Source organism: Paracoccus sp. DMF (assembly GCF_004407025.1).
GTDB classification, from domain to species: Bacteria; Pseudomonadota; Alphaproteobacteria; order Rhodobacterales; family Rhodobacteraceae; genus Paracoccus; species Paracoccus aminovorans_B.
In genome coordinates this window covers 1-19287 of sequence record NZ_SOKV02000014.1, presented here as the reverse complement: position 1 = coordinate 19287, position 19287 = coordinate 1, and the positions used below count along the sequence as shown (strand labels likewise).

Annotated in this window: 16 protein-coding genes and 1 pseudogene; 10 read left to right on the top strand and 7 right to left on the bottom strand. The window is 66.9% G+C overall.

What is annotated here, in order from left to right; genetic code table 11:
• The first annotated feature begins 310 nt into the window (after positions 1 to 310).
• Positions 311 to 433 carry a hypothetical protein gene (locus E3D03_RS09950; protein ID WP_263566827.1) on the top strand — a complete coding sequence of 41 codons (123 nt, stop codon included), beginning with the start codon at positions 311 to 313 and terminating at the stop codon, positions 431 to 433.
• Positions 434 to 467: 34 nt separating this feature from the next.
• Here the strand turns inward: E3D03_RS09950 and E3D03_RS09945 are convergent, their stop codons facing one another.
• From E3D03_RS09945 to E3D03_RS09915, 7 genes are read right to left on the bottom strand one after another with little or no spacing between them, the layout of a single operon-like run.
• The gene (locus E3D03_RS09945) at positions 468 to 1229 is read right to left on the bottom strand and encodes an SDR family NAD(P)-dependent oxidoreductase (RefSeq protein ID WP_263566826.1); all 762 of its coding nucleotides are present in this window, start codon (positions 1227 to 1229) and stop codon (positions 468 to 470) included.
• Complete coding sequence (locus E3D03_RS09940; protein ID WP_263566825.1) at positions 1226 to 2041, bottom strand: PCC domain-containing protein; 816 nt, start codon at positions 2039 to 2041, stop codon at positions 1226 to 1228. The genes E3D03_RS09945 and E3D03_RS09940 overlap by 4 nt, the downstream gene beginning before the upstream one ends.
• On the bottom strand, positions 2038 to 3621 hold the full coding sequence (locus E3D03_RS09935) for an acyl-CoA synthetase (protein WP_263566824.1): 1584 nt from the start codon (positions 3619 to 3621) through the stop codon (positions 2038 to 2040). Before E3D03_RS09935 ends, E3D03_RS09940 begins: the two co-directional genes overlap by 4 nt.
• Complete coding sequence (locus tag E3D03_RS09930; protein WP_263566823.1) at positions 3618 to 4787, bottom strand: acetyl-CoA acetyltransferase; 1170 nt, start codon at positions 4785 to 4787, stop codon at positions 3618 to 3620. The genes E3D03_RS09935 and E3D03_RS09930 overlap by 4 nt, the downstream gene beginning before the upstream one ends.
• Entirely contained in the window at positions 4784 to 5569 is a 786-nt protein-coding gene (locus E3D03_RS09925) for an IclR family transcriptional regulator (RefSeq protein ID WP_263566822.1), read from the bottom strand. Before E3D03_RS09925 ends, E3D03_RS09930 begins: the two co-directional genes overlap by 4 nt.
• Positions 5569 to 6585 (bottom strand): TRAP transporter substrate-binding protein, encoded by a 1017-nt coding sequence (locus E3D03_RS09920; RefSeq protein WP_263566821.1) that lies wholly within the window; start codon positions 6583 to 6585, stop codon positions 5569 to 5571. Before E3D03_RS09920 ends, E3D03_RS09925 begins: the two co-directional genes overlap by 1 nt.
• A gap of 26 nt (positions 6586 to 6611) precedes the next feature.
• Positions 6612 to 8489, bottom strand: coding sequence for a TRAP transporter large permease subunit (locus E3D03_RS09915; RefSeq protein WP_263566820.1), 1878 nt, complete (start codon positions 8487 to 8489; stop codon positions 6612 to 6614).
• Between the two features lie 311 nt (positions 8490 to 8800).
• Here E3D03_RS09915 and E3D03_RS09910 point away from each other — a divergent pair, with 311 nt between their 5' ends.
• The 9 genes and pseudogenes from E3D03_RS09910 to E3D03_RS09875 all read left to right on the top strand — a co-directional run bounded on the left by E3D03_RS09910 (position 8801) and on the right by E3D03_RS09875 (position 19115).
• Positions 8801 to 10756, top strand: coding sequence for a type VI secretion system Vgr family protein (locus E3D03_RS09910; RefSeq protein WP_263566819.1), 1956 nt, complete (start codon positions 8801 to 8803; stop codon positions 10754 to 10756).
• A complete protein-coding gene (locus E3D03_RS09905) occupies positions 10756 to 11181 on the top strand; it encodes a DcrB-related protein (RefSeq protein WP_062563857.1) in 426 nt (141 codons plus the stop codon). Before E3D03_RS09910 ends, E3D03_RS09905 begins: the two co-directional genes overlap by 1 nt.
• 3 nt (positions 11182 to 11184) lie before the next feature.
• Positions 11185 to 15744, top strand: coding sequence for an RHS repeat-associated core domain-containing protein (locus tag E3D03_RS09900; protein WP_263566818.1), 4560 nt, complete (start codon positions 11185 to 11187; stop codon positions 15742 to 15744).
• The gene (locus E3D03_RS09895) at positions 15744 to 16280 is read left to right on the top strand and encodes a DUF4303 domain-containing protein (RefSeq protein ID WP_263566817.1); all 537 of its coding nucleotides are present in this window, start codon (positions 15744 to 15746) and stop codon (positions 16278 to 16280) included. The genes E3D03_RS09900 and E3D03_RS09895 overlap by 1 nt, the downstream gene beginning before the upstream one ends.
• Positions 16258 to 17160, top strand: coding sequence for a hypothetical protein (locus E3D03_RS09890; protein WP_263566816.1), 903 nt, complete (start codon positions 16258 to 16260; stop codon positions 17158 to 17160). The genes E3D03_RS09895 and E3D03_RS09890 overlap by 23 nt, the downstream gene beginning before the upstream one ends.
• Before the next feature lie 265 nt (positions 17161 to 17425).
• Positions 17426 to 17716 (top strand): annotated as a pseudogene (locus tag E3D03_RS21395) (hypothetical protein); the annotation flags it as partial.
• A gap of 75 nt (positions 17717 to 17791) precedes the next feature.
• Positions 17792 to 18085, top strand: a complete 294-nt coding sequence (locus E3D03_RS09885) for a hypothetical protein (protein WP_263566815.1) — start codon at positions 17792 to 17794, stop codon at positions 18083 to 18085.
• A gap of 14 nt (positions 18086 to 18099) precedes the next feature.
• The gene (locus E3D03_RS09880; RefSeq protein WP_263566814.1) at positions 18100 to 18564 is read left to right on the top strand and encodes a hypothetical protein; all 465 of its coding nucleotides are present in this window, start codon (positions 18100 to 18102) and stop codon (positions 18562 to 18564) included.
• A gap of 20 nt (positions 18565 to 18584) precedes the next feature.
• Complete coding sequence (locus tag E3D03_RS09875) at positions 18585 to 19115, top strand: hypothetical protein (protein WP_263566813.1); 531 nt, start codon at positions 18585 to 18587, stop codon at positions 19113 to 19115.
• Positions 19116 to 19287 lie beyond the last annotated feature (172 nt).

Below are 19287 nucleotides of genomic sequence, written 5' to 3'. Positions count from 1 at the left end.
CGCTGGCCATGATCTCTTGCAAATCCCACCGCGAACACGCCCTCTCTGGCCGAGCGGCAGGCCGAGCTGATCGAGCTGGCGATGCTGAAGCCGGTGACCGAGCGCATGCATGTCGAGGCGTTCCACGCCGGGCTGCCTTGGGTCGCGGACAATCTGACGGCGGCGGTGGCGCTGTCCACCTGCTGATGGCGCTGTCGAAATATCTGGGCCTGCACCTGGAGCCTGCCGCTCGACAGCGCGCATCATCCTCAAGGCGCTGGATCACCTGGCGCGCAACGGCAACCTGCGCGCGCTTTGCATGCAGCCGGGCGTGATCAACCCGCGCGCCGCCATGACCGCGGCCGGCGTGGCGCCACCCTTGTGCCTGACCCGCGCCGCGGCCGACGCCATCGCCGGCGCCACCGCCAAGGCGGTGCGCGAGGTGCTGGGCTGAAGCAGCGGCCCGGGTTGGCTCCGGCCCCGCTCTCTCAGGCGGTCTCGGCGGCGCGGCGCAGCGCCGGCAGGCCGACGCCGGTGGCGTCAAACCCGCCGTCCACCGCCAGCACCTGCCCCGAAACGAAACTGGCCTTGTCCGAGCACAGGAAGACGATGGCCTCGGCGATCTCGCGCGCCTCGCCATAGCGGTTCAGCGGGATGGCGTCGTAATAGGCGCTGATGATCTCGGGCGCATGCACCGCCATGGCCAGCTTGGTCTTGACCGGGCCGGGGGCGACGCAGTTCACCCGGATGCCCTTTTCGCCCAACTCGGCGGCGAATTGCTTGGTCAGGTGGATCACCGCCGCCTTCGAGGTGCCATAGGCCACCCGCAGCGTCGAGGCGCGCAGCCCGGAAATCGAGGCGATGTTGACGATGGCGCCGCGGGTCTTGGCCAGTTCCTCGGTCGCGGCCTGGGTGCACAGGAACACGCCGTCGAGGTTCGTCGCCATCACCTCGCGCCATTGCTCGAAGCTGGTCTGCCCGACCTGCGAGAACAGCGCCACGCCGGCGTTGTTCACCAGCGCATCGACGCGGCCGAAGCGCGCCACGACCTGCCGGATCACCCCGTCCACCGCCTGAGGGTCGGAAATATCCGCCTCGACCGTCATCACGTTGTCGATGTGGTCGCAGGCGCGGTGCAGTTCCTCGGTGTCGCGGTCCACCACGGCGACCTGCCAGCCCTGCTCCAGGAAAATCTCGGTGGCGGCAAGCCCGATGCCGCGGCAACCCCCGGTGACGATGGCGGTTTTCATGTCTTGTCCTCTGTCGGCTCGATGATCAGCTCCAGCGTGACGCCGACCGGGTTTCCGCCCCGGGTCAGGCTGCCGCGCGCGATATTTCCGTGGATGTCCACGACCTCGATGGGGATATGCGCCCGGCCGGCGGCCAGATGCGCGCCCGCCAGCCGCAATTCGGTGGCGTGGCAATCCATGCGATGCCCCTCGGCAAAGCGGATGTGGTCGATGCTGCCGACGCCATGCAGCCGGGCGTTTTCGATGCCATGGCGGGCGGCCAGCGCCTCGACGGCCGTCACCACATCCTCGCCGGGCAGGATGCGGGCCAGGAGGCCTCGGCCGTCCTCGTCACCCGCGGGGGTGAAGAGCGTGAAGGCGGTCTCGGGGTCGGGCAGGGCCTCGAACCAGGTCTCGGCCGCGCCCAGGCCCGCGACCTCGGCATCCGCGGCGATCACCGAATCGAAGGGCAGCAGATGCCCCATCGCGCCGCCCCAGATGCCATGGCAATGCAGGAAGGGCGCGCCGTCCTTCCAGCCCACGGTCGCGGTGGCGCTGTCGATCCGCACCGGGCCCTCGGGCGCGTGCGTCGCGGAATACCAGGCCGCATGCAGCCCGCCGGTCGCCGGCGCCGGCAGGACATAGCGCATCGGTGCGCAGGTCACGCCCGCCAGGTCCAGCACGCCGCCCTTGCAGCCATGGGCCGCGAAAAGGTCGCCCACCGCCTGCATGACGGTCGCGCCCTTCGGCAGCACGCCCCGCAGCGGGCGCAGCCGCGCGCGCCGCGCCGTCGCGCGTTCGGCGGCGCGCGGGCCGGGATGGACCATCCTCATGCCGGCTCCACCAGGCCGCGCGCGGCGATCTCGTCGCGGATCAGCGTCTTGGTGATCTTGCCATAGGCCGATTTCGGCAGGCTGTCCCAGAACAGCACGCGCTTCGGCAGCTTGTAGCGCGAGATCTTCGGTTCCAGGAAAGCCGCAATCTCGGCCTCGGTCACCGGCGCGGTGGCGACGCAGACCGCCCAGCCGACCTCGCCCCACAGCGGGTCGGGCATGCCGACCACCGCGACCTCGGCGATGGCGGGATGGGTCAGCAGCTTTTCCTCGATCTCGCGCGGGTAGACGTTCGAGCCGCCCGAGATGAACATGTCGCTTTCGCGCCCGGTGATATAAAGGAAGCCGGCCTCGTCCACATGGCCCAGGTCGCCGGTGCGGAACCAGCCGTCGCGAAAGGCTTTCCGGTTCGCCTCGGGGTTCTGGTAGTAGCCGGCAAAGACGGCGGGGCCGATGACGCAGATCTCGCCGGTCTGGCCCGGGGGCAGTTCGCGGCCGTGATCGTCCTGGATCTGGATCTCGATGCCGGTGCGGGGATGGCCGCAGGTGCCGATGCGGGTGGCCGGGCCGTCCTCGGCCTCGTGCAGATGCGCGGGCAGCACGGTGATATTGCCGGTGACCTCACCCAGGCCGAAATATTGCACCAGAACCTTGCCCAGCGTTTTCAAGGCCTTCTGCTGATCGACGCGATACATCGGCGCGCCGGCATAGATGACATAGCGCAGGGACGTGGTATCTGCCGCGGCGGTCGCGGGATGCTCGACCAGCAGCTTCAGGATCGTCGGCACCGTGAACATGGTCGAGACGCGCCATTCGCGCACCAGATCCCAGACCTGGGCCACGTCGAACCGCTCGCTGGGCAGCAGCACGGTTTTCACGCCGCGCGCCACCTGCACCAGCTGATGCACCCCTGCGCCATGCGACAAGGGCGCCACGACCAGCGAGGCGTCCTGACCCGTCAGCCCCGGCATCAGGTCGGCCAGGTGGTTCGTGATCACAAAGGCCATCTGGCCATGGGTCAGGACACTGGCCTTGGGCCGGCCGGTGGTGCCCGAGGTGAAGAAGAACCAGCAGGGATCGTCGCGATCCACCACGGCGACCTGCGGTCGGCGGCCCATCGCGTCGGCTGTGATCACATCCACCGAAGACCCGAAATCCGCCGCGCCAAACACCAGCGTCTCCACGCCGCAGGCCGCCGCGTGCTCGGGGAAGGCGGCGTTGCAGAACATCAGCGTCGCGCCCGCGGCCTGGGTCAGCCAGGCGACCTCCTCGGGCGTCTGGCGAAAGTTCGCCGGCACCCAGACGCCGCCGGCGCGCCAGACCGCGAACATGGCCTGCATCATCTGCATGCAGTTCTGCGACTGGCACATGACCCGGTCGCCCTTTTGCAAGCCGAAGCGGCTTTGCAAGGCATGGGCCAGCGCGTCGGTGCGCGCCTCGAACTCGGCCCAGCTCCAGCGCGCCTCGCCCATGACCAGCGCCACGCCGTCCGGGTCGCGTCGCGCCGCCTGCGTCAGCAGCGTGGCGAGGTTCATCACCCGGGTCGAGACCGGGGCCAGACCGCCTGCCGGACCCGTCATTTCTGCCTCTCGAGGATCGAGCAATACGAGGCGACCGCCGCGCCGCCCATGTTGAAGACACCGGCCAGCCGCGCATCGGCCACCTGCATGGCGCCGGCATCGCCCGCCAGCTGCATCGCCGCCATGACATGCTGCGAGACGCCGGTGGCGCCGATCGGATGGCCGCGCGACTTCAGCCCGCCCGAGGGGTTGACCGGCAGCGCGCCGTCGAAACGGGTCGTGCCCTCGCGGATCACCCGCCAGCCCTGGCCGGGCTCGGCCAGGCCCATCGCCTCGTATTCGATCATCTCGGCGGTGGTGAAGCAGTCATGCGTCTCGACCAGCGACAGGTCGGTGACGGCAAGGCCGGCCTGGTCCAGCGCCGCGCGCCACGCCCGGCGCGGCCCGTCGAAGGCGATGGGGTCGCGCCGCGACAGCGCCAGATAGTCGCCGGCCTGCGCCCGCGCGCGGAAGCGGATGCCACGCGCCAGCCCCTCGGCCACCTCGGGCGCGGCCAGCACCAAGGCCGCCGCCCCGTCCGAGACCAGCGAGCAGTCGGTGCGCCGCAAGGGCCCCGCGACCAGCGGGTTCTTCTCGGACGGCGTGTTGCAGAAACCCACGTCGAAGGCTTTCTGCATATGCGCATAGGGGTTGCGCATGCCGTTTTCGTGGTTCTTGGCGGCGATCATCGCCAGTTCCTCGGAACGGTCGCCGTGGCGCTGGAAATAATGCTCGGTGATGCGGCCGAAGACGCCGGCGAAGCCGCCGGGAATCTCGCCCTCTTCCGGGACGAAGCTGGCCGACAGCAGGATGTCGCCGATGCGGTCATTGGGCGTCGCGGTCATCTTCTCGGCGCCGATCACCAACGCGACCTTGCCGCGTCCCGAGGCGATGAAATCCGCCGCCGCATAGATCGCGGCCGAGCCGGTGGCGCAGGCGTTTTCGGTGCGCAGGAAGGGCACGCCCGCCAGTTCCGGCGTGCCCATGGCGACCAGCGCGCCCTGGAAATCCTGATGCGAGAAGCCGTTGTTGAAGACGCCGGTAAAGATGCCGTCCACGGCCTCGGGCGCGATGCCGGCATGGTCCAGCGCCGGGCGGGCGACCTCGGCCATCAGGGCCAGGGTGTCGGGCGCCTCGGACTTGCCGAATTTCGTATGCGCCCAGCCGACGATCAGCGGATCGGTCATGAGAGGTTCCTTTGCGGTTCAAGGGCGGCCAGCCGCTGCCCGATCAGATGCGCCTCGCGCTGCAAGGCGGCGACAAGTTCGGCTTGCCGGAGGAAGCCCATGCGGTTCTCGATGGCGGCGACGGACAGCGCCCCGGCGGGGCGGCCGTCCGGCCACAGGATCGCGACGCCCAGGCCCCAGGATCCGGAGACGATCCGGCCCGGGTTCAGCGCATGGCCCGCCGCGCGCGCGGCCGCCAGATCCTCGGCCAGGACCGGGGCCAGATCGCCGACCAGCGGCCGGACCTGCGCCAGCAGGGCCTCGGCCTCGGCCGGGGGCAGGGCGGCCAGGATCGCCATGGCGCCGGCGCCGACCCCCGCCGGCTTGCGGTCGCCCTTCATCAGCGCATGGGTGCGGACCGGGAAATCGCCCTCGATCCGCTCCAGGCACAGGGTATGGTCGCCCTGCGGCACGGTCAGCAGCACCGTGTCGCCGGTGTCGCGCGCCAGCCGCAGCATCGAGTCGCGCGCGTGGTGCAGGATGCCGTGGCGCTCCTCGGCAAAGCGCGCCAGCAGATAGGCCTCGGGGCCCAGGTGATAGCGGCGCGTGGCCCGGTCCTGCTCGACCATCCGCGCCGAGGCCAGCGCCAAGAGCAGCCGCCGCGCGGTCGGCGGCGGCAGATGCGTGGCCTGGGCCAGCTCGGCCAGCCCCAGCCCCTGCGCGGCGCCGCGCCCGACCAGCGACAACAGCGACAGCGCGCGCGCCACCGCCTGCGTGCCGCCGGTATCGGGCGCATCCCGCATCAGGCCAGCTGCCGCCCGACGGCGGCTTCCAGGATCGCCCAGGCCTCGTCGCCATAGGTCTTCTTCCACTCGGCATAGAAGCCGGCCTCGCGCAGCTTCTCCTCGAAGGGTTTCGGGTCCACGTCGTTGAAGGTGAAGCCGTTGCTTTCCAGGTCGCCGCGCAGGCTGGCGTTCAGCTCCATCACGTCGGCGCGCTGTTTCATGGCGCCTTCGTTGAAATGCTTGGCGACCACGGCCTGATGCGCCTCGCCCAGGGCGGCCCAGGCGCGGCGGTTGCCCAGAAGCCAGAAGCCGTCCCACATGTGGTTGGTCATCGAGAGATACTTCTGCACCTCCCACAGCTTGGCGACCTTCATGATCGCCAGCGGGTTTTCCTGGCCGTCGACGATGCCGGTCTGCAGCGCGGTATAGACCTCGGCGAAGTTGATCGAGGCCGGCGCCGCACCGAAGGCCGAATAGAGCGAGGTCCAGAGCGGGCTGACCGGCACGCGGATCTTGAAGCCTTCCAGATCGGCCGGCGCCACGATGGGCTTGGTCGAGCTGGTGGTCTGGCGGAAGCCGTTGTCCCAGATCTTTTCCATCACCACCAGGCCCGCACCCTCGATCTGGCCGCGCTCATAGGCACCCAGCTCGCCGTCCATCGCCTTCCAGACGGTGTCGTAATCCGGGAAGGCGAAGCCCACGCCGTTGATCGAGGCGTTCGGCACCAGCGTCGACAGGATGATCGGCGACAGCTGGAAGAACTCGACCCCGCCCGAGCGCAGCTGGCCCAGCACGTCGGTATCGGCGCCCAGCTGGTTCGACGGGAAGATCTGGATGTCCACCGCGCCCGAGGTTTCTTCCAGGATCGCCTTCACCGCCTCGCCCAGCCGGACGTTGCTGGGATGCTCCAGCGGCTGGTTGTTCGCGATCTTGTAGCTGAACTCGGCGGCCATGGCCCGGCCGGGCCGGATGAAGGGCGCGGCCAGCGCGCCCGCGGCGGCGCCCAGCAGGATGGTGCGGCGGTTGGTGATCATCGGGTTTCCTCCTCCCAGTTGTCTTGTCAAAGCAGTGCGGTCGAGAACCACGGCACGGCGGCGATGGCCAGAAGCCCCACCAGCAGCGCGGCGAGATAGGGCCAGATCTTGCGCATGACCTGGTCGGCCGGGACATTGGCGATCTTGCAGGCGATGTAGAAGCCGATGCCGATGGGCGGCGCCATCAGCCCGATGTTCATCGCCGTGACGATGACCATGGCGTAATGGATGTCGTGGATGCCCAGCCCGCGCGAGATCGGGAACATGATCGGCGCCAGCAGCACGATGGCCGGCAGCCCTTCCAGGAAGCAGCCCAGCACCAGGAAGATCACGATGCTGGCCAGCATGAACACGACCCAGCCGCCGGGCAGGCCGGTGACGATGGTCATCAGGTCGCGGGCAAAGCCCGATTGCGTCAGCGCCCAAGCCATGGCGCTGGCCGCGCCCAGGATCAGCAGGATCGCGCCCGACATGGCGGCGGTCTCGACCAGCATGGTGCCCATCTTGCGCAGCGGGATGCCGCCATAGAGCACGATGCCGATGATGAAGGCATAGACCACGGCGATGGTCGAGACCTCGGTCGCGGTGGCGACGCCGCCGGCGACCAGGCTGCGGATCATGAAGGGCAAGACCAGCGCCGGCACCGCGACGATCGCGGTCTTGCCGATCACGCCCAGGCCGGCGCGGCGGACTCCCGCCATGTCCTCGGTCCGGGCCTTCCAGCGCGCCAGGACCGCCAGCATGACGAGCAGCACCATGGCGATGGCAAAGCCGCTGGTGAAAAGCCCGGCGATGGAAACGCCCGCGACCGAGCCCAGCACGATCAGCACGATGGAGGGCGGCACGGTGTCGGCCATGGCGGCGCCGGTCGCCAGCAGCGCCGTCATCTCGGACGGCGAGTGGCCGCGCCGGCGCATTTCCGGGAACAGCGCCGGGGCGACCGTCGCCATGTCCGAGACCTTGGAGCCCGAAATCCCCGAGACCAGGAACATCGAGCCCAGCAGAACATAGCTCATCCCCGCCTTGACGTGGCCCAGAAGCGAGGCGAGGAAATTCACGATGGCCTTGCCCATGCCGGTGGCGTCGAGGATGCAGCCCAAGAGGACGAAGACCGGCACCGACAGCAGGATCAGCGCCGACATACCCTCGTCGATGCGGCCCAGCATGACGAAGACGGGCGCGTGGCTGGCGAAGGTCAGATAGGCCAGCGTTCCCAGCGCGAAGCAGAAGGCGATGGGCACGCCGATGCACAAGAGCGCCGCCACCAGCAGCCCCAGCCAGATCGGCAGGTTCCAGTTGCCGATGGACAGCAGCGACGGCTTCAGCCACCAGCACAGCGCGACCAGCGCGCCGGTCACGATCAGCGTGCCGGCAATCGCCCGCCACTCGCGCGAGCGCAGGACCGAGATCACCATCAGCACCGCCATCAGCCCGATCCCGGCCGGAATCGCCGAGGCGCGCCAGGACATCGGGATCTGCAAGGCGGGCGAGGTGACGAAACTTTCCTCATAGGCGTATTCGACCGCGACCGGCAGCAGCCGCAGCAGCAGCACGCAGACCAGCACCTGCCCGGCGATCTCGGCCACGCGAGCGACGCGCTCGGGCAGCAGCGGCAGGAAGACGGTCAGCCGCATGTGTTCATGCCGGTCGACGGCCAGCGCCGCGCCCAGCATCGCCATCCAGATGAAGCTGAGCGAGGCGACCTCGTCGCCCCAGATCAGCGGCTTGTGCAGGACATAGCGGAAAAACACGTTGGCGAGCACGGTGACGATCATCACCAGCAACAGGCCGGCGGCGGCGATCTCGATGGGCCGCATCCAGGGCTCGGCGCGTTTCGGCTCGGCCAGGGCCTCGATGCCGCCCAGGGCCAGCTCACCCTCGGGGGCGGTGTCGGTCAGTTGCATATCGTCCCTCCGTCGGCAGTCGGGATCTCCCCTTCCCGGTTCGCGTTCCACGATGTGGAGCGCAGAAAAGCCGCTTCTGCCCGTTTGTCGCGGAAGCGCACGCAGATGTGCAAGCGGAAATTCATTCCCCGCCGAAAAAATCGCCCCATGCCGCCAGTCGCAGGACATAGGAATTCCACGATATGGAATTGGCCCGACCTAGGCAGATTTACCGTCCAGGGCGCTCACGGTTTGACCCGACCGGAAATCCGGCTAACATGCCGCTGCATTCGATCCGAGCCTTCCGTGTTCACTTTGGTCAGGAGGCATTTGTGAATATTCCTTTCAAGCAGGCGGGCCGGCTGGGCCGGCTGACCACCGCGCTTGGCGCTGATGAGCTGGTGCTGCTGCGGCTGGACGGCTCGGACCATGTGAACGAGCTGTTCGAATATCGCGTCGAGGCGCTGGCCAGCCACGGCAAGGTCGATTTCGACGCGTTGATCGGCACCCATGCCACGGTCGAGATCGAATCGCGCGACGGACCCCGGGCCTTCGACGGCATGGTCACGCAAGCGCGCTGGTCCGGGGTGGGCGAGAACGGCCACCGCTACGACCTGGTGCTGCGGCCCTGGCTGTGGCTGGCGAGCCGGCGGCAGAACCAGCGCATCTTTCACAACAAGACCGTGGTCCAGATCCTGACCGAGCTTTTCGCCGAATACGCGGGCCTGGGCGATCCGGCCTATGAGTTCCAGCTGTCCGAGGATTACCCGGTGCTGGAATATACCGTGCAATACCGCGAATCCGACATGGATTTCGCCCGCCGCCAGCTGGAGCGGCACGGCATCAGCTTCCATTTCCGCCACGCGCCGGGCAGCCACAGCATGGTGATGACCGACGACGTGCTGGCGCATGACAGCATCGGCACAAGGCCCTATAAATCCTACGACGGCCACCACCAGGCCGAGGGCGAGCATTTCTGGGACTGGTCGGCCGAGCGCAACCTGACCACCGGCGCGACGCGGCTGATCGACTATAACTTCAAGACCCCGACGGCGGCGATGGAGGTCGACCAGATGGGCGACGCCGCCCATGCGCTCGGCCAGCTGGAAAGCTATGAATATCCGGGCGATTTCGCCGACCAAGGCGCCGGCCGGCTGATCGCGCAGCGCCGCACCCGGCAGCATCGCGGCGGCGACCGGCGGGTGCGGGCCATGGGCGACTGCCTGTCGCTGGGCGCCGGCAAGACCGTGACGCTGGGCGGCGACGAGGTGCCGGGCACCGGCGAGCGTTTCCTGTGCCTGTCCGCCAGCCACCATTTCGTCAGCGAGGCCTATGGCTCGGGCGCGGCGGGCAGCGACGGCTATGCCTTTTCCGGCGCCTATGTGCTGATGCCCGACACCGCGCCGATGGCGCCGCCGCGCCGCACGCCGGTGCCGGTGATGCAGGGCCCGCAGACCGCCGTGGTCGTGGGCGAGGGCGAGATCGACTGCGACGAATTCGGCCGCATCCTGGTGCGGTTTCACTGGGACCTTCAGGGCGCGATCTCGATGCGCTGCCGGGTGGCGCAGAACTGGGCCGGCAACGGGCTGGGCGGCGTCGTCATCCCGCGCATCGGCATGGAGGTGGTGGTCGACTATATCGACGGCGACCCCGACAAGCCCATCGTCACCGGCTGCGTGGTGAACGGCCAGAACGGCAATATCTACGGCCTGCCGGCCAGCAAGACGAAAAGCGGCTTCAAGACCAAGACGCACCAGGGCTCGGGCTTCAACGAGTTGAGCTTCGAGGACGCGAACGGCGCCGAGAAGATCTTCCTGCACGCGCAGAAGGACATGGAGCGCGTCATCAAGGACAACGAATCGACGCTGGTGGAAAACGGCAACCGCGCGATCACCGTGCAGACCGGGGACGAGACCAAATCCGTCGCCAGCGGCAACCTGACCGAGACCGTGGCGCTGACCCGCGCCAGCCAGGCCACCAAGATCACCGCGACGGCGCTGGCCGGCAAGGCGGGCCCCGGCGTCATCGCCTATGCCGCCGATGACGACATCACCGCCCAGGCCAAGAAGCTAGTCTCGCTGCATTCCGACCTGAAGATGCAGCAGACCGCCAAGACCATCAGCGCCGAGGCCACCGAAAGCCTGGTGCTGAAGGTCGGCGCCGGCACCATCACCATGACGACCGAGGGCATCGTGCTGCAATTCGGCTCGACCCGGGTGACGCTGGCCGAGGGCGTCCTGGACCAGATCGGCGGCATGATTCATCTCAACAAGGACTCGGCGAGCTGATGTATCGCATCAACGAGGGCAGCATCGACCTGCCGCGCGACTGGCAGGACCGGACGATCAACGTGGTGTCGTCGAACCCGGCGGGGCCGGGCGTGTCGCTGACCATCACCCGCGACGACATGCCCTGGGGCATGGCCTTCGCCGAATATGTCGAGGACCAGGCCAAGCAGGCCGCGCAGGCGCTGAAGGATTTCCGCATCGACGCCCGGCGCGAGCTGTCGGTGAACGGCGCCCCGGCGATCGAGATCGAATGCCGCTGGACCGCCAAGCAGGGCGCCATCCATCAGCTGATTACCACGGTCGGCGCGGCGGGCGGCAAGGTCCTGGTGCTGACCGCCTCGGTCGGGGGCGAGATGAGCGCGGCGCAGCAGGCCGAGATGCGGCGCATCGTCTCGACCCTGCGGCTGGAGCGGGCGGAGGGCTAGGCGATGGGGGCGTTGCTCGATGGTGCGACGGCGGGGGGCGCGCGGGTCGCCAGCCGGCGCGCGACCGGCAACGGCGCGGACGCCGGGCCGGGAAGCACGCCGCAGTTCAGCGACTATCACCAAAGCCGCATCGACGCAGCCAATGCCCAGACCGGGCCGAACGGTTTCGAGCAGGGCGTCGATTCCGCCATCGCCACCTATAATTCGGACGCGGTGCAGAACACGCTGACCGTGGCGCCGGTCGCCATGGCGGCGGCCTATGGCGCGGGCACGGCCATGGGCGCGGGACTGACCGGCACCGCCGTGCTGACCGCCGCGGCGACGGCCGCCGCGCCGGCGGCGGCGGCGGTGGTGGCGGGCATGGCCGCGGGCTATGTCGGCTTCAAGGCCGGCGAGGCTCTGGGTGGCTGGGCGATGGAGGCCATGGGCTTTCAGCGCATCGCCGAGGACGGCGAGATGCCGGCGACGGTCGGCCATCCCATCGCCCATGTCAGCGGCTGGTCCTTGGGCGCCATGGTGCTGGGCGCGGTGGCGGCGGTCGCGGTGGGCGTCCTGGTGGTGGCGACGGCCGGCGCGGCGCTGGGGCCGATCATGCTGGCGGTGGCGGCGGCCAGCGCGGCGGGGCTCGTCGGCGGCATCGGCTTCGGCTTCGCCTCGGTCGCCGGGCAATACGGCACCAACAAGGGCGTGATCAAGACCGGCTCGCCCGACGTGTATTTCCAGAACAAGCCGGTGGCGCGGGTCACCGATGTGGTCGATTGTTCGGACCATGCCGTGTCCAAGGTCGCCGAGGGCGCCGAGACGGTATTCGCCAACAACTGGCCCATCGCCCGCATCGGCCACAAGACCACCTGCGACGGCACCATCAACGACGGCGTGCCGACCATCGCCATCGACATCGACACCAGCGCCATCGCGTTGGCCATCGACGTGGGCTGGCAAAGCCGGCTGGCCAATATCGCGGTGATCGCCGCCGACCTGCTGCCCATCGGCGGGCGCAAGCCCAAGGGCGGCGACCCGTCCTATGCCCACCACGGCGAGGCGCCGAACAGCTGCCGCGCCGGCTTTGGCTGCCCGGTGGACGTGGCGACCGGCCGCTTCATGGAGACGCGCACCGATATCGCCATTCCCGGCACCATCCCGCTGGTCCTGACCCGCACCCATGCGGTCGACTCGACCGGCATCCAGGGTGCAAGCTGGGCCGGCACCTGGGCGCAGCACCTGCGCCTGGACGCCGAGACGGTGACCTTCCAGAACGACGAAGGCACGCAGATCGTCTTCCACACGCCCGGCGACGAGGTTCTCAGCCACAACCTGCGCTTTCCGCATCTGGAGCTGCTGGGCCGCCGCTCGGCCGAGTTCTTTGTCCATGACCGCCGCAGCCAGCTGTTCTGGGTCTTTGCCGACGGGGGCGCCGCCACCCGCCGCCTGTCCCGGATCGAGGACCGCAACGGCAACCGCATCGCCTTCCTCTATGGCCCCGAGGGGTTGCAGCGGGTCGAGCATTCCGACGGTTTCGCGCTGGCCGTCCACAGCCGGGGCGGGCTGATCCGCCATGCCGTGCTGGATGCGCCGGACGCGCAGGATTGCACCTTTGCCTGGGACTACAACCGCGCCGGCCAGCTGGTGCAGGTGCAATCGGCGCAGACCGGCACGCTGCGCTATGACTACGACGAATTCGGCCGGCTGACCGGCTGGCACGACGCCAAGGACACGCATGTCCATTACGAATATGGCGAGGGCGACCGCATCCGGCGGCTGTGGTCCGACAGCGGCCATGCCGGCGGCACGCTGGACTATGACCTCGCCCGCCGCCGCACCGTCACCCGCAGCGACGAGGGCGCCGTCACCGTCTGGGACTGGACCGAGGACGGCGTGGTCTGGCGCGAGACCGACCCGACCGGCCAGGTCTGGCTGACCGAATGGGACCAGGCCTTCCACGTCACCGCCCGGATCGATCCGCTGGGCGGGCGCAGCAGCTTCGCCTATGACGCGCAGGGCAACCTGATCCGCGCCACCGACCCCGAGGGCGCGGTCACGCAATGGGAATACGGCCCGGACGGGCTGCTGCTGGCCGCGACCGACCCGGCGGGCAACCGCACCAGCTTCCGCCATGATGCCCAGGGCAACCTGGTCGGCGTGACCGATGCGCTTGGCCGGGTGGCCTCGCTGGGCCTCGGGCCCAAGGGCGAGGTGCTGCGCGTCGACCGCCCCGGCGACGTGCAGGAGCGGTTCTTCTACGACCCGCTCATGCGGCTGAACCGCTGGCGCGACCCGGATGGCAACGAGATCCGCAGCCTGACCGACACCGAGGGCCGGCTGATCTGGGTGACCGACCAGATCGGCGCCGCGACCCGCTATGACGTCAGCCGCGGCCCGGACAATCCGCGCGGCAATATCCGCGCCGTCGAGCGCCCGGACGGCGCCGTGACGCGGCTGGCATGGGACGTCGAGGGCCAGCTTGCCGCCATCACCGACCCGGACGGCAACACCCGCCGCTATCGCTTCGGCGCCTTCGACCTGCCGGTCGAGACCGTGGACCCCAAGGGCCACCGGCTGCAGCTGGAGCATGACCGCGAGATGCGGCTGACCGCCGTCATCAACGAATTGGGCGAGCGCTACGAGTACCGCTATGACGCCGCCGGCCGCGTGGTGGCGGAACGCGACTATTCCGGCCGGATCATCCGCTATGACCTGGACGCGGCGGGCCGGGTGGTGACGGCGACCGCGCCCGACGGGTCCGCGCGGCATTACGCCTGGTCGCCCGCGGGCCGGCTGCTGGCGCTGCGGGTCGAGGATGCCACGGGCCAGGCCGAGAAGCGCTTTGCCTATGACCCGCGCGGCCTGCTGATCCGGGCCGAGAATGACGCGGCCACGGTGGAATATGCCTATGATGCGCTTGGCCGCGTGGTCAGCGAACGGCTGAACGGGCGCGAGATCGTCTCGGACTATGACCTGGCCGGGCAGCGGGTGGCGCGCTCGGGCGATGTGCTGCACCTGGCGGCGGCCTATAGCCGGGCCGGGCTGCCGGTCTCGCTGGCGGTGGGCGGGCACCAGCCGCTGGACTTCCGCCACGACCCGCGCGGGCTGGAGCAGTTGCGCCATTCCGGCGCCGGCTTCGCGCTGGCGCAGGGCCATACGATTACCGGCATGCTGGCCGAGCAGATCGCCGGCCCCTTCGCCCGCCTGCCCGAGGCGGCGCGGGCCGGTCTGGGCGCCGCCAGCGGCTTCGGCGACGCGACGCGCATGGGCGCGCGGCTGCATCGCAGCTATCTGTGGGACCGGCTGGACCGCGCGACGCAGATCCACGACCGCACGGCCGGCCTGACCGAGAACCGCTATGATGCGCGCGGCCAGGTGGTGGCGCAGATCCGCGATGCGGGGCCCTTGCGGCAGTTCGAATACGACCCGGCCCGCAACCTCGCGGCCGTGATCGAGGCCGGCATCGCCGAACCCGTCGAGAGTGCCGCCGGCCGTGTCCGCCGCCGGGGCCGGGTCGCCTATCGCCACGACGCCTGCGGCCGGGTGATCGAGAAGCGTATCGAGGAGCCGGGCTTCCGCCCGCGGGTCTGGCGCATGTCCTGGGACGGGCTGGGCCAGATGGTCGGGCTGGAGACGCCGGACGGCCGGCACTGGCGCTATCGCTACGACGGGCTGGGCCGGCGGGTGGCGCGGCTCTCGGGCCAGGAGGGCGCGGCCTATCAATGGGAAGGCGACCGCCTGATCGCCGAGGCGCCGCTGGCCGAGGGCACTGCCGCCTGGGACCGCGCCCGGCACTGGGTCTATGAGCCGGGCAGCTTCCGCCCGCTGGCACAGCTGCAGGACGGCGCGCTGCATTACATCGTCACCGACCATATCGGCACCCCGCGCGAGATGTTTTCCGAAGACGGCGCCACCGTGGTCTGGCGGGCCGAGCTGTCGCTATGGGGCGAACTGGCCGAGCTGCGCCGCCGCGCCGCCAATGACGATGCGGCGCCCGATTGCCCGATCCGCTTCCAGGGCCAGTTCCAGGACCCCGAAAGCGGGCTGCATTACAACCGCTTCCGCTATTACGACCCGGATGCGACGCAATATCTCTCGCCCGACCCGATCGGTCTGGAGGGCGGGCTCAGGCCGCAGGGCTATGTCGCCGATCCGAATGGCTGGGTCGATCCACTGGGGTTGGCATCCTGCGGTGAAAACTCTCGCATTCTTGGTGCGAATATGGCCCGAGAAGGGCGGCCCGTGCAATCCGGTCAGGCGGCGGGGCATATCGTCGCATCGGGCGGCAGCAAGGGCCGCTGGGCGCCCGCGGCTGATGCGCGGAATCTGTTGGACAAATACAATATAGGCATCAATGATGCGGCGAACGGCATTCCCATCGGCCACCCCAATCCGCATGGCTATATGCACACCACGGATTATCATCAGACGGTTCGCGATCGGTTGTATGGCGTCGAATCCCGCATGAAGCAACAAGGCTATGGCGATCGCGCGATCAGAAGTGCTCTGCGCCGCGAACTTCGTGCCATCGGCCGCGAAACCCTGAATGCCACCGCTGCCAATGATGCCACGAGGCCCTGATGTCGCAAGATCTTGCTCAGATTATCGCCGCCGCCGCCCGGAATGCCTTTTCAAGGTTGTTTCAGGAAACGTCCGAGGATTTCTATTACTGCACGCTTGTCAGCACCGGTGAGGGCCTTGCACCCTATCCATCGGCATGGTCATGGCAGGCATTGGATCGGGAGACTGCGGACGCAACCAATCCGGAGGCGCGGAAGGCTCTGCTGAAATGGTCTTACTCGGACAGTCCCTATTGGCTGTTCGGTCAAGAATATTTTGATGACGTGGCCAAGGCATTTTCGGAAATGCCCAACCTTCACGAATTGAAGAACGCAGATGAATATCGCTGGGAATTGGAGCGTCGCTTGTTCGTGACCGAGGCAGCGATGGCCTTGCTGGATGCCGAGGGGCTTTTTGGCACCGGAGAAAAGCGGGCCGGGACCATCATTCTTGCCGAGGTCATGCCGCCCGACCGCGGTAACACGGAGCGGGCGTTGCGGTTAAATCCCCGCGGTCCGGCCCTGGATGCCTGGCTTGAGGAGGCTGCAGAAGAGTGACTGGGGGATTGCGGGACTCGGTGATGCAAGCCTGCCAAGGGATTTGGCTGTCTCTGACGTTAATGTAGCATATTCTCCTGATGAATTTCCGAAACATCTTATGATCTTTGAGGCTACCTTCTATATCGACCACACGGTGTCTTCCGAGGTCATCATGGCTTTCGCCCAGACCTTCGGCGGCCGTCTGGACCGGATGACAATCACCGATGCCAATCTGAAATCGAAAAGTGGCAAGCCGGATGCGGAAAAGATTGCCCAGGCGCCAAAGGCGAAATACCCGCCGGCGCATATCCAGCTGTTTGAAAAGGGCAAGGACGGGAACAACAACTTTCCCCTGCGCAGCCTGATGCTGGCGCGGCTGTCGGCGGCAGACGACAAGGACAGCATGTTTTCGCTGATCGCCCAGATCCCGGCCGAGGACGAGTCGCTGGTCGCCGCCGATTGGTGGCGGCTTGCGGCCGGTGCCGGGCTGAATGCCGGCCATGCCTATCTGATGCAATGGCCGGTGCGCGAGATAAACTATGGCATGTTTGCCGCGCTGACGCCGGATCGACCGACGCAAACCTGGACGGATTTCGATGCCTCGTGCCAAAGGCTGATGCTTGAGCCGGACAGGTTTCGCCCGGTGCTTGAAGGCAAGATGTTGCGCAATGTCTTGCCGCAGAATTTCATGACCGATTCTCTGGCCGAAACGATAAAGGAAAAGCTGCGAGTGACGGGATTGGCGACGGACGGATTTGACAGCCTCCCGCAAAACCGGGCTGTCTGGACGCTGCCGGGCCCCGAGGTGCAGCGAATGGCCCATCGCATACTTTATCGCGAGGGGTTGGTTTGGGAGATTGACTGGATCGACTTGGCCGGCTATCTCCCGAACCGATGATAGCCCGACATGGCGACCGCATCGCCGCTGCAATATTTCTGGCCAGAACCCATGTGACGAGCGACTTTCAGCGGCAGAGCTGTGTCACCGATCCGAATTTCTGGGTCGATCCGCTAGAGTTGGCGGGGTGTCGCAACAGGCCAGGCGGCAATGTTGCGCCTGATGCTGACGCGCATGGTTTGCTAAGCCCGCAGCAGAACCGTGCGCCGGGCCACGGCAACAATCGGACGGACAGACGCGTCCAGTCACACCATCCGTCCAGGATGCCTGGGCAAGACGGAACGTACCGGGTTATGATTCGAACCAGGCGCCCGCCATCCTTCTGCCGTCATCGTCTGGCATGTCACATGCCCAGATTTCGGCGGCGCAGCGGGCATATCGCAGGCAGTATGGTTTTGGAACCGATATCCGCACCGAGTTCAACGAAGCGGTGCGGCAGATGCGGGCGGCTGGAGTTCCCGAAGCCAGGATCCGTTATCAACCGCGCCTACTCGTATTTCGACAGTCTTGGAGCATTCTAGATGATGGATGTCACGCTGCTTCGCCAAGTGTATGAGCTGCATCCCCCGGCCGATCCCGCTGACATCGCTGCGGCGCAAGAGGATCTGGGAAAAGCAATCCGCCAGCTTACGTGAAGCTTTTGACGATATCAAACGGCCTTTCGGCTATGGGCGGGCTTACGCTTCTTGAGGCGGAGGATATCGCTCAGCGCAACCGAGACTATGAGGTTGCGGAATATCTTCCAGACTATGTGATGATCGGTGATGACAGCGGCGGCGTAGCGATCCTGATGAAGCAAGGCGCCGAGACCATCTTCGAGGTCGATATGGGAGTCATGGATGAAAGTGATATTGAGGTAAGCGCCAAGTCTCTGGAGGAATTGCTGGTGGATTTCGCCGGAAAAACGCTCAGAGAACGGCGCTAGCAGCGCATTATCGCATGGGTACCAAGAGGATAGAAGTGAAAACGGGCGATATTCTGCGAATTCCAGTCGATGATTTTTTTGTTGCCGCAAAGATCATCTGGATCTCGCAATGGAATAAAGACACGATGGGAATCGTGATATATCCTGGCTGGTTCGAAGACGCCGAACAGGTCCGACCTGTTGAAGGGGAATATCTGGCAATGAAAATGGGCAATGCTGATGTCAGGGTCCTTTATCCAAGCATCAAGAATGTCACGAGCAAGAAAATCTGGACTGTTATCGGACATTCGCCGCTGAACGAGCGGGACAGGGAGCTTTGTTTCCATCTTATCGGCGGTACGCTTTATGATGGCGATGACAGCGTAAGAAACGCTACTTCGGATGACTACGCTCGTTTCTCTCCGGTTCTGGCCGCAGGGCCAGTCGTCGTGCAGAATCTGATCCGACAAGCTCGATCCGCGATACCGCGCATCGACTAGCCGTACGGGATGCTTTCGCCATGAACACCGATTTTGTGCTTGAGCCGGTTCGGTTTTTCGGCAGCGAATACCTTTTTTCCGGCGCCAAACCGGAGTTGCTGCCCGCCGGCTCGGCGGTCATTCGCGATCTTGCCGAGGCCATGACTTTGGAAAACGATCAGAATCCGCCGCCTGGCTATCGGATCTGGCATGATGTCGTCGAACAGACGCTCGCCGAGTTCTGGTCGACCCCCGAAGCCCGGGGAGGCCGGAACCTTGTCGACGCCGCTGCCGATGAGCAATGGAATGCCATGGCGGATTTCGAACGCGAGTTGCGCAAGAAAAGGATTCGCAAGACAATCACCGCGAAGGAAGAGTTCTGGCTGACGGTTGCCTATGATAGCCTGGAGATGCTCAAGGGGATTGCTGTCGGCAGATATGTCCGTGACGGAGTCCCGCTGCTTGAGGATATATTTTCTGTGTACAAGGCGGGCTTCTATCCCTGCGGTGTCGCGCATGAGATGCGATTGGCAGTATTTGATCCAGCGACCCTTGGTGCCGACGCGGTCTGACAAAGCCAAATGCGATTGATGGAAGGAGACCGCGACATGCGGATATGGTCGGTGAATTTGCAGGCCTCGCGCAAAACCGTACCATCTGGACGTCGACAGATCCAGAGGAGCAGCGGATGGCTCATGGCCTCCTTTTCGCTAGGTCATGTTGACAAAACGGGATTCCACTGGC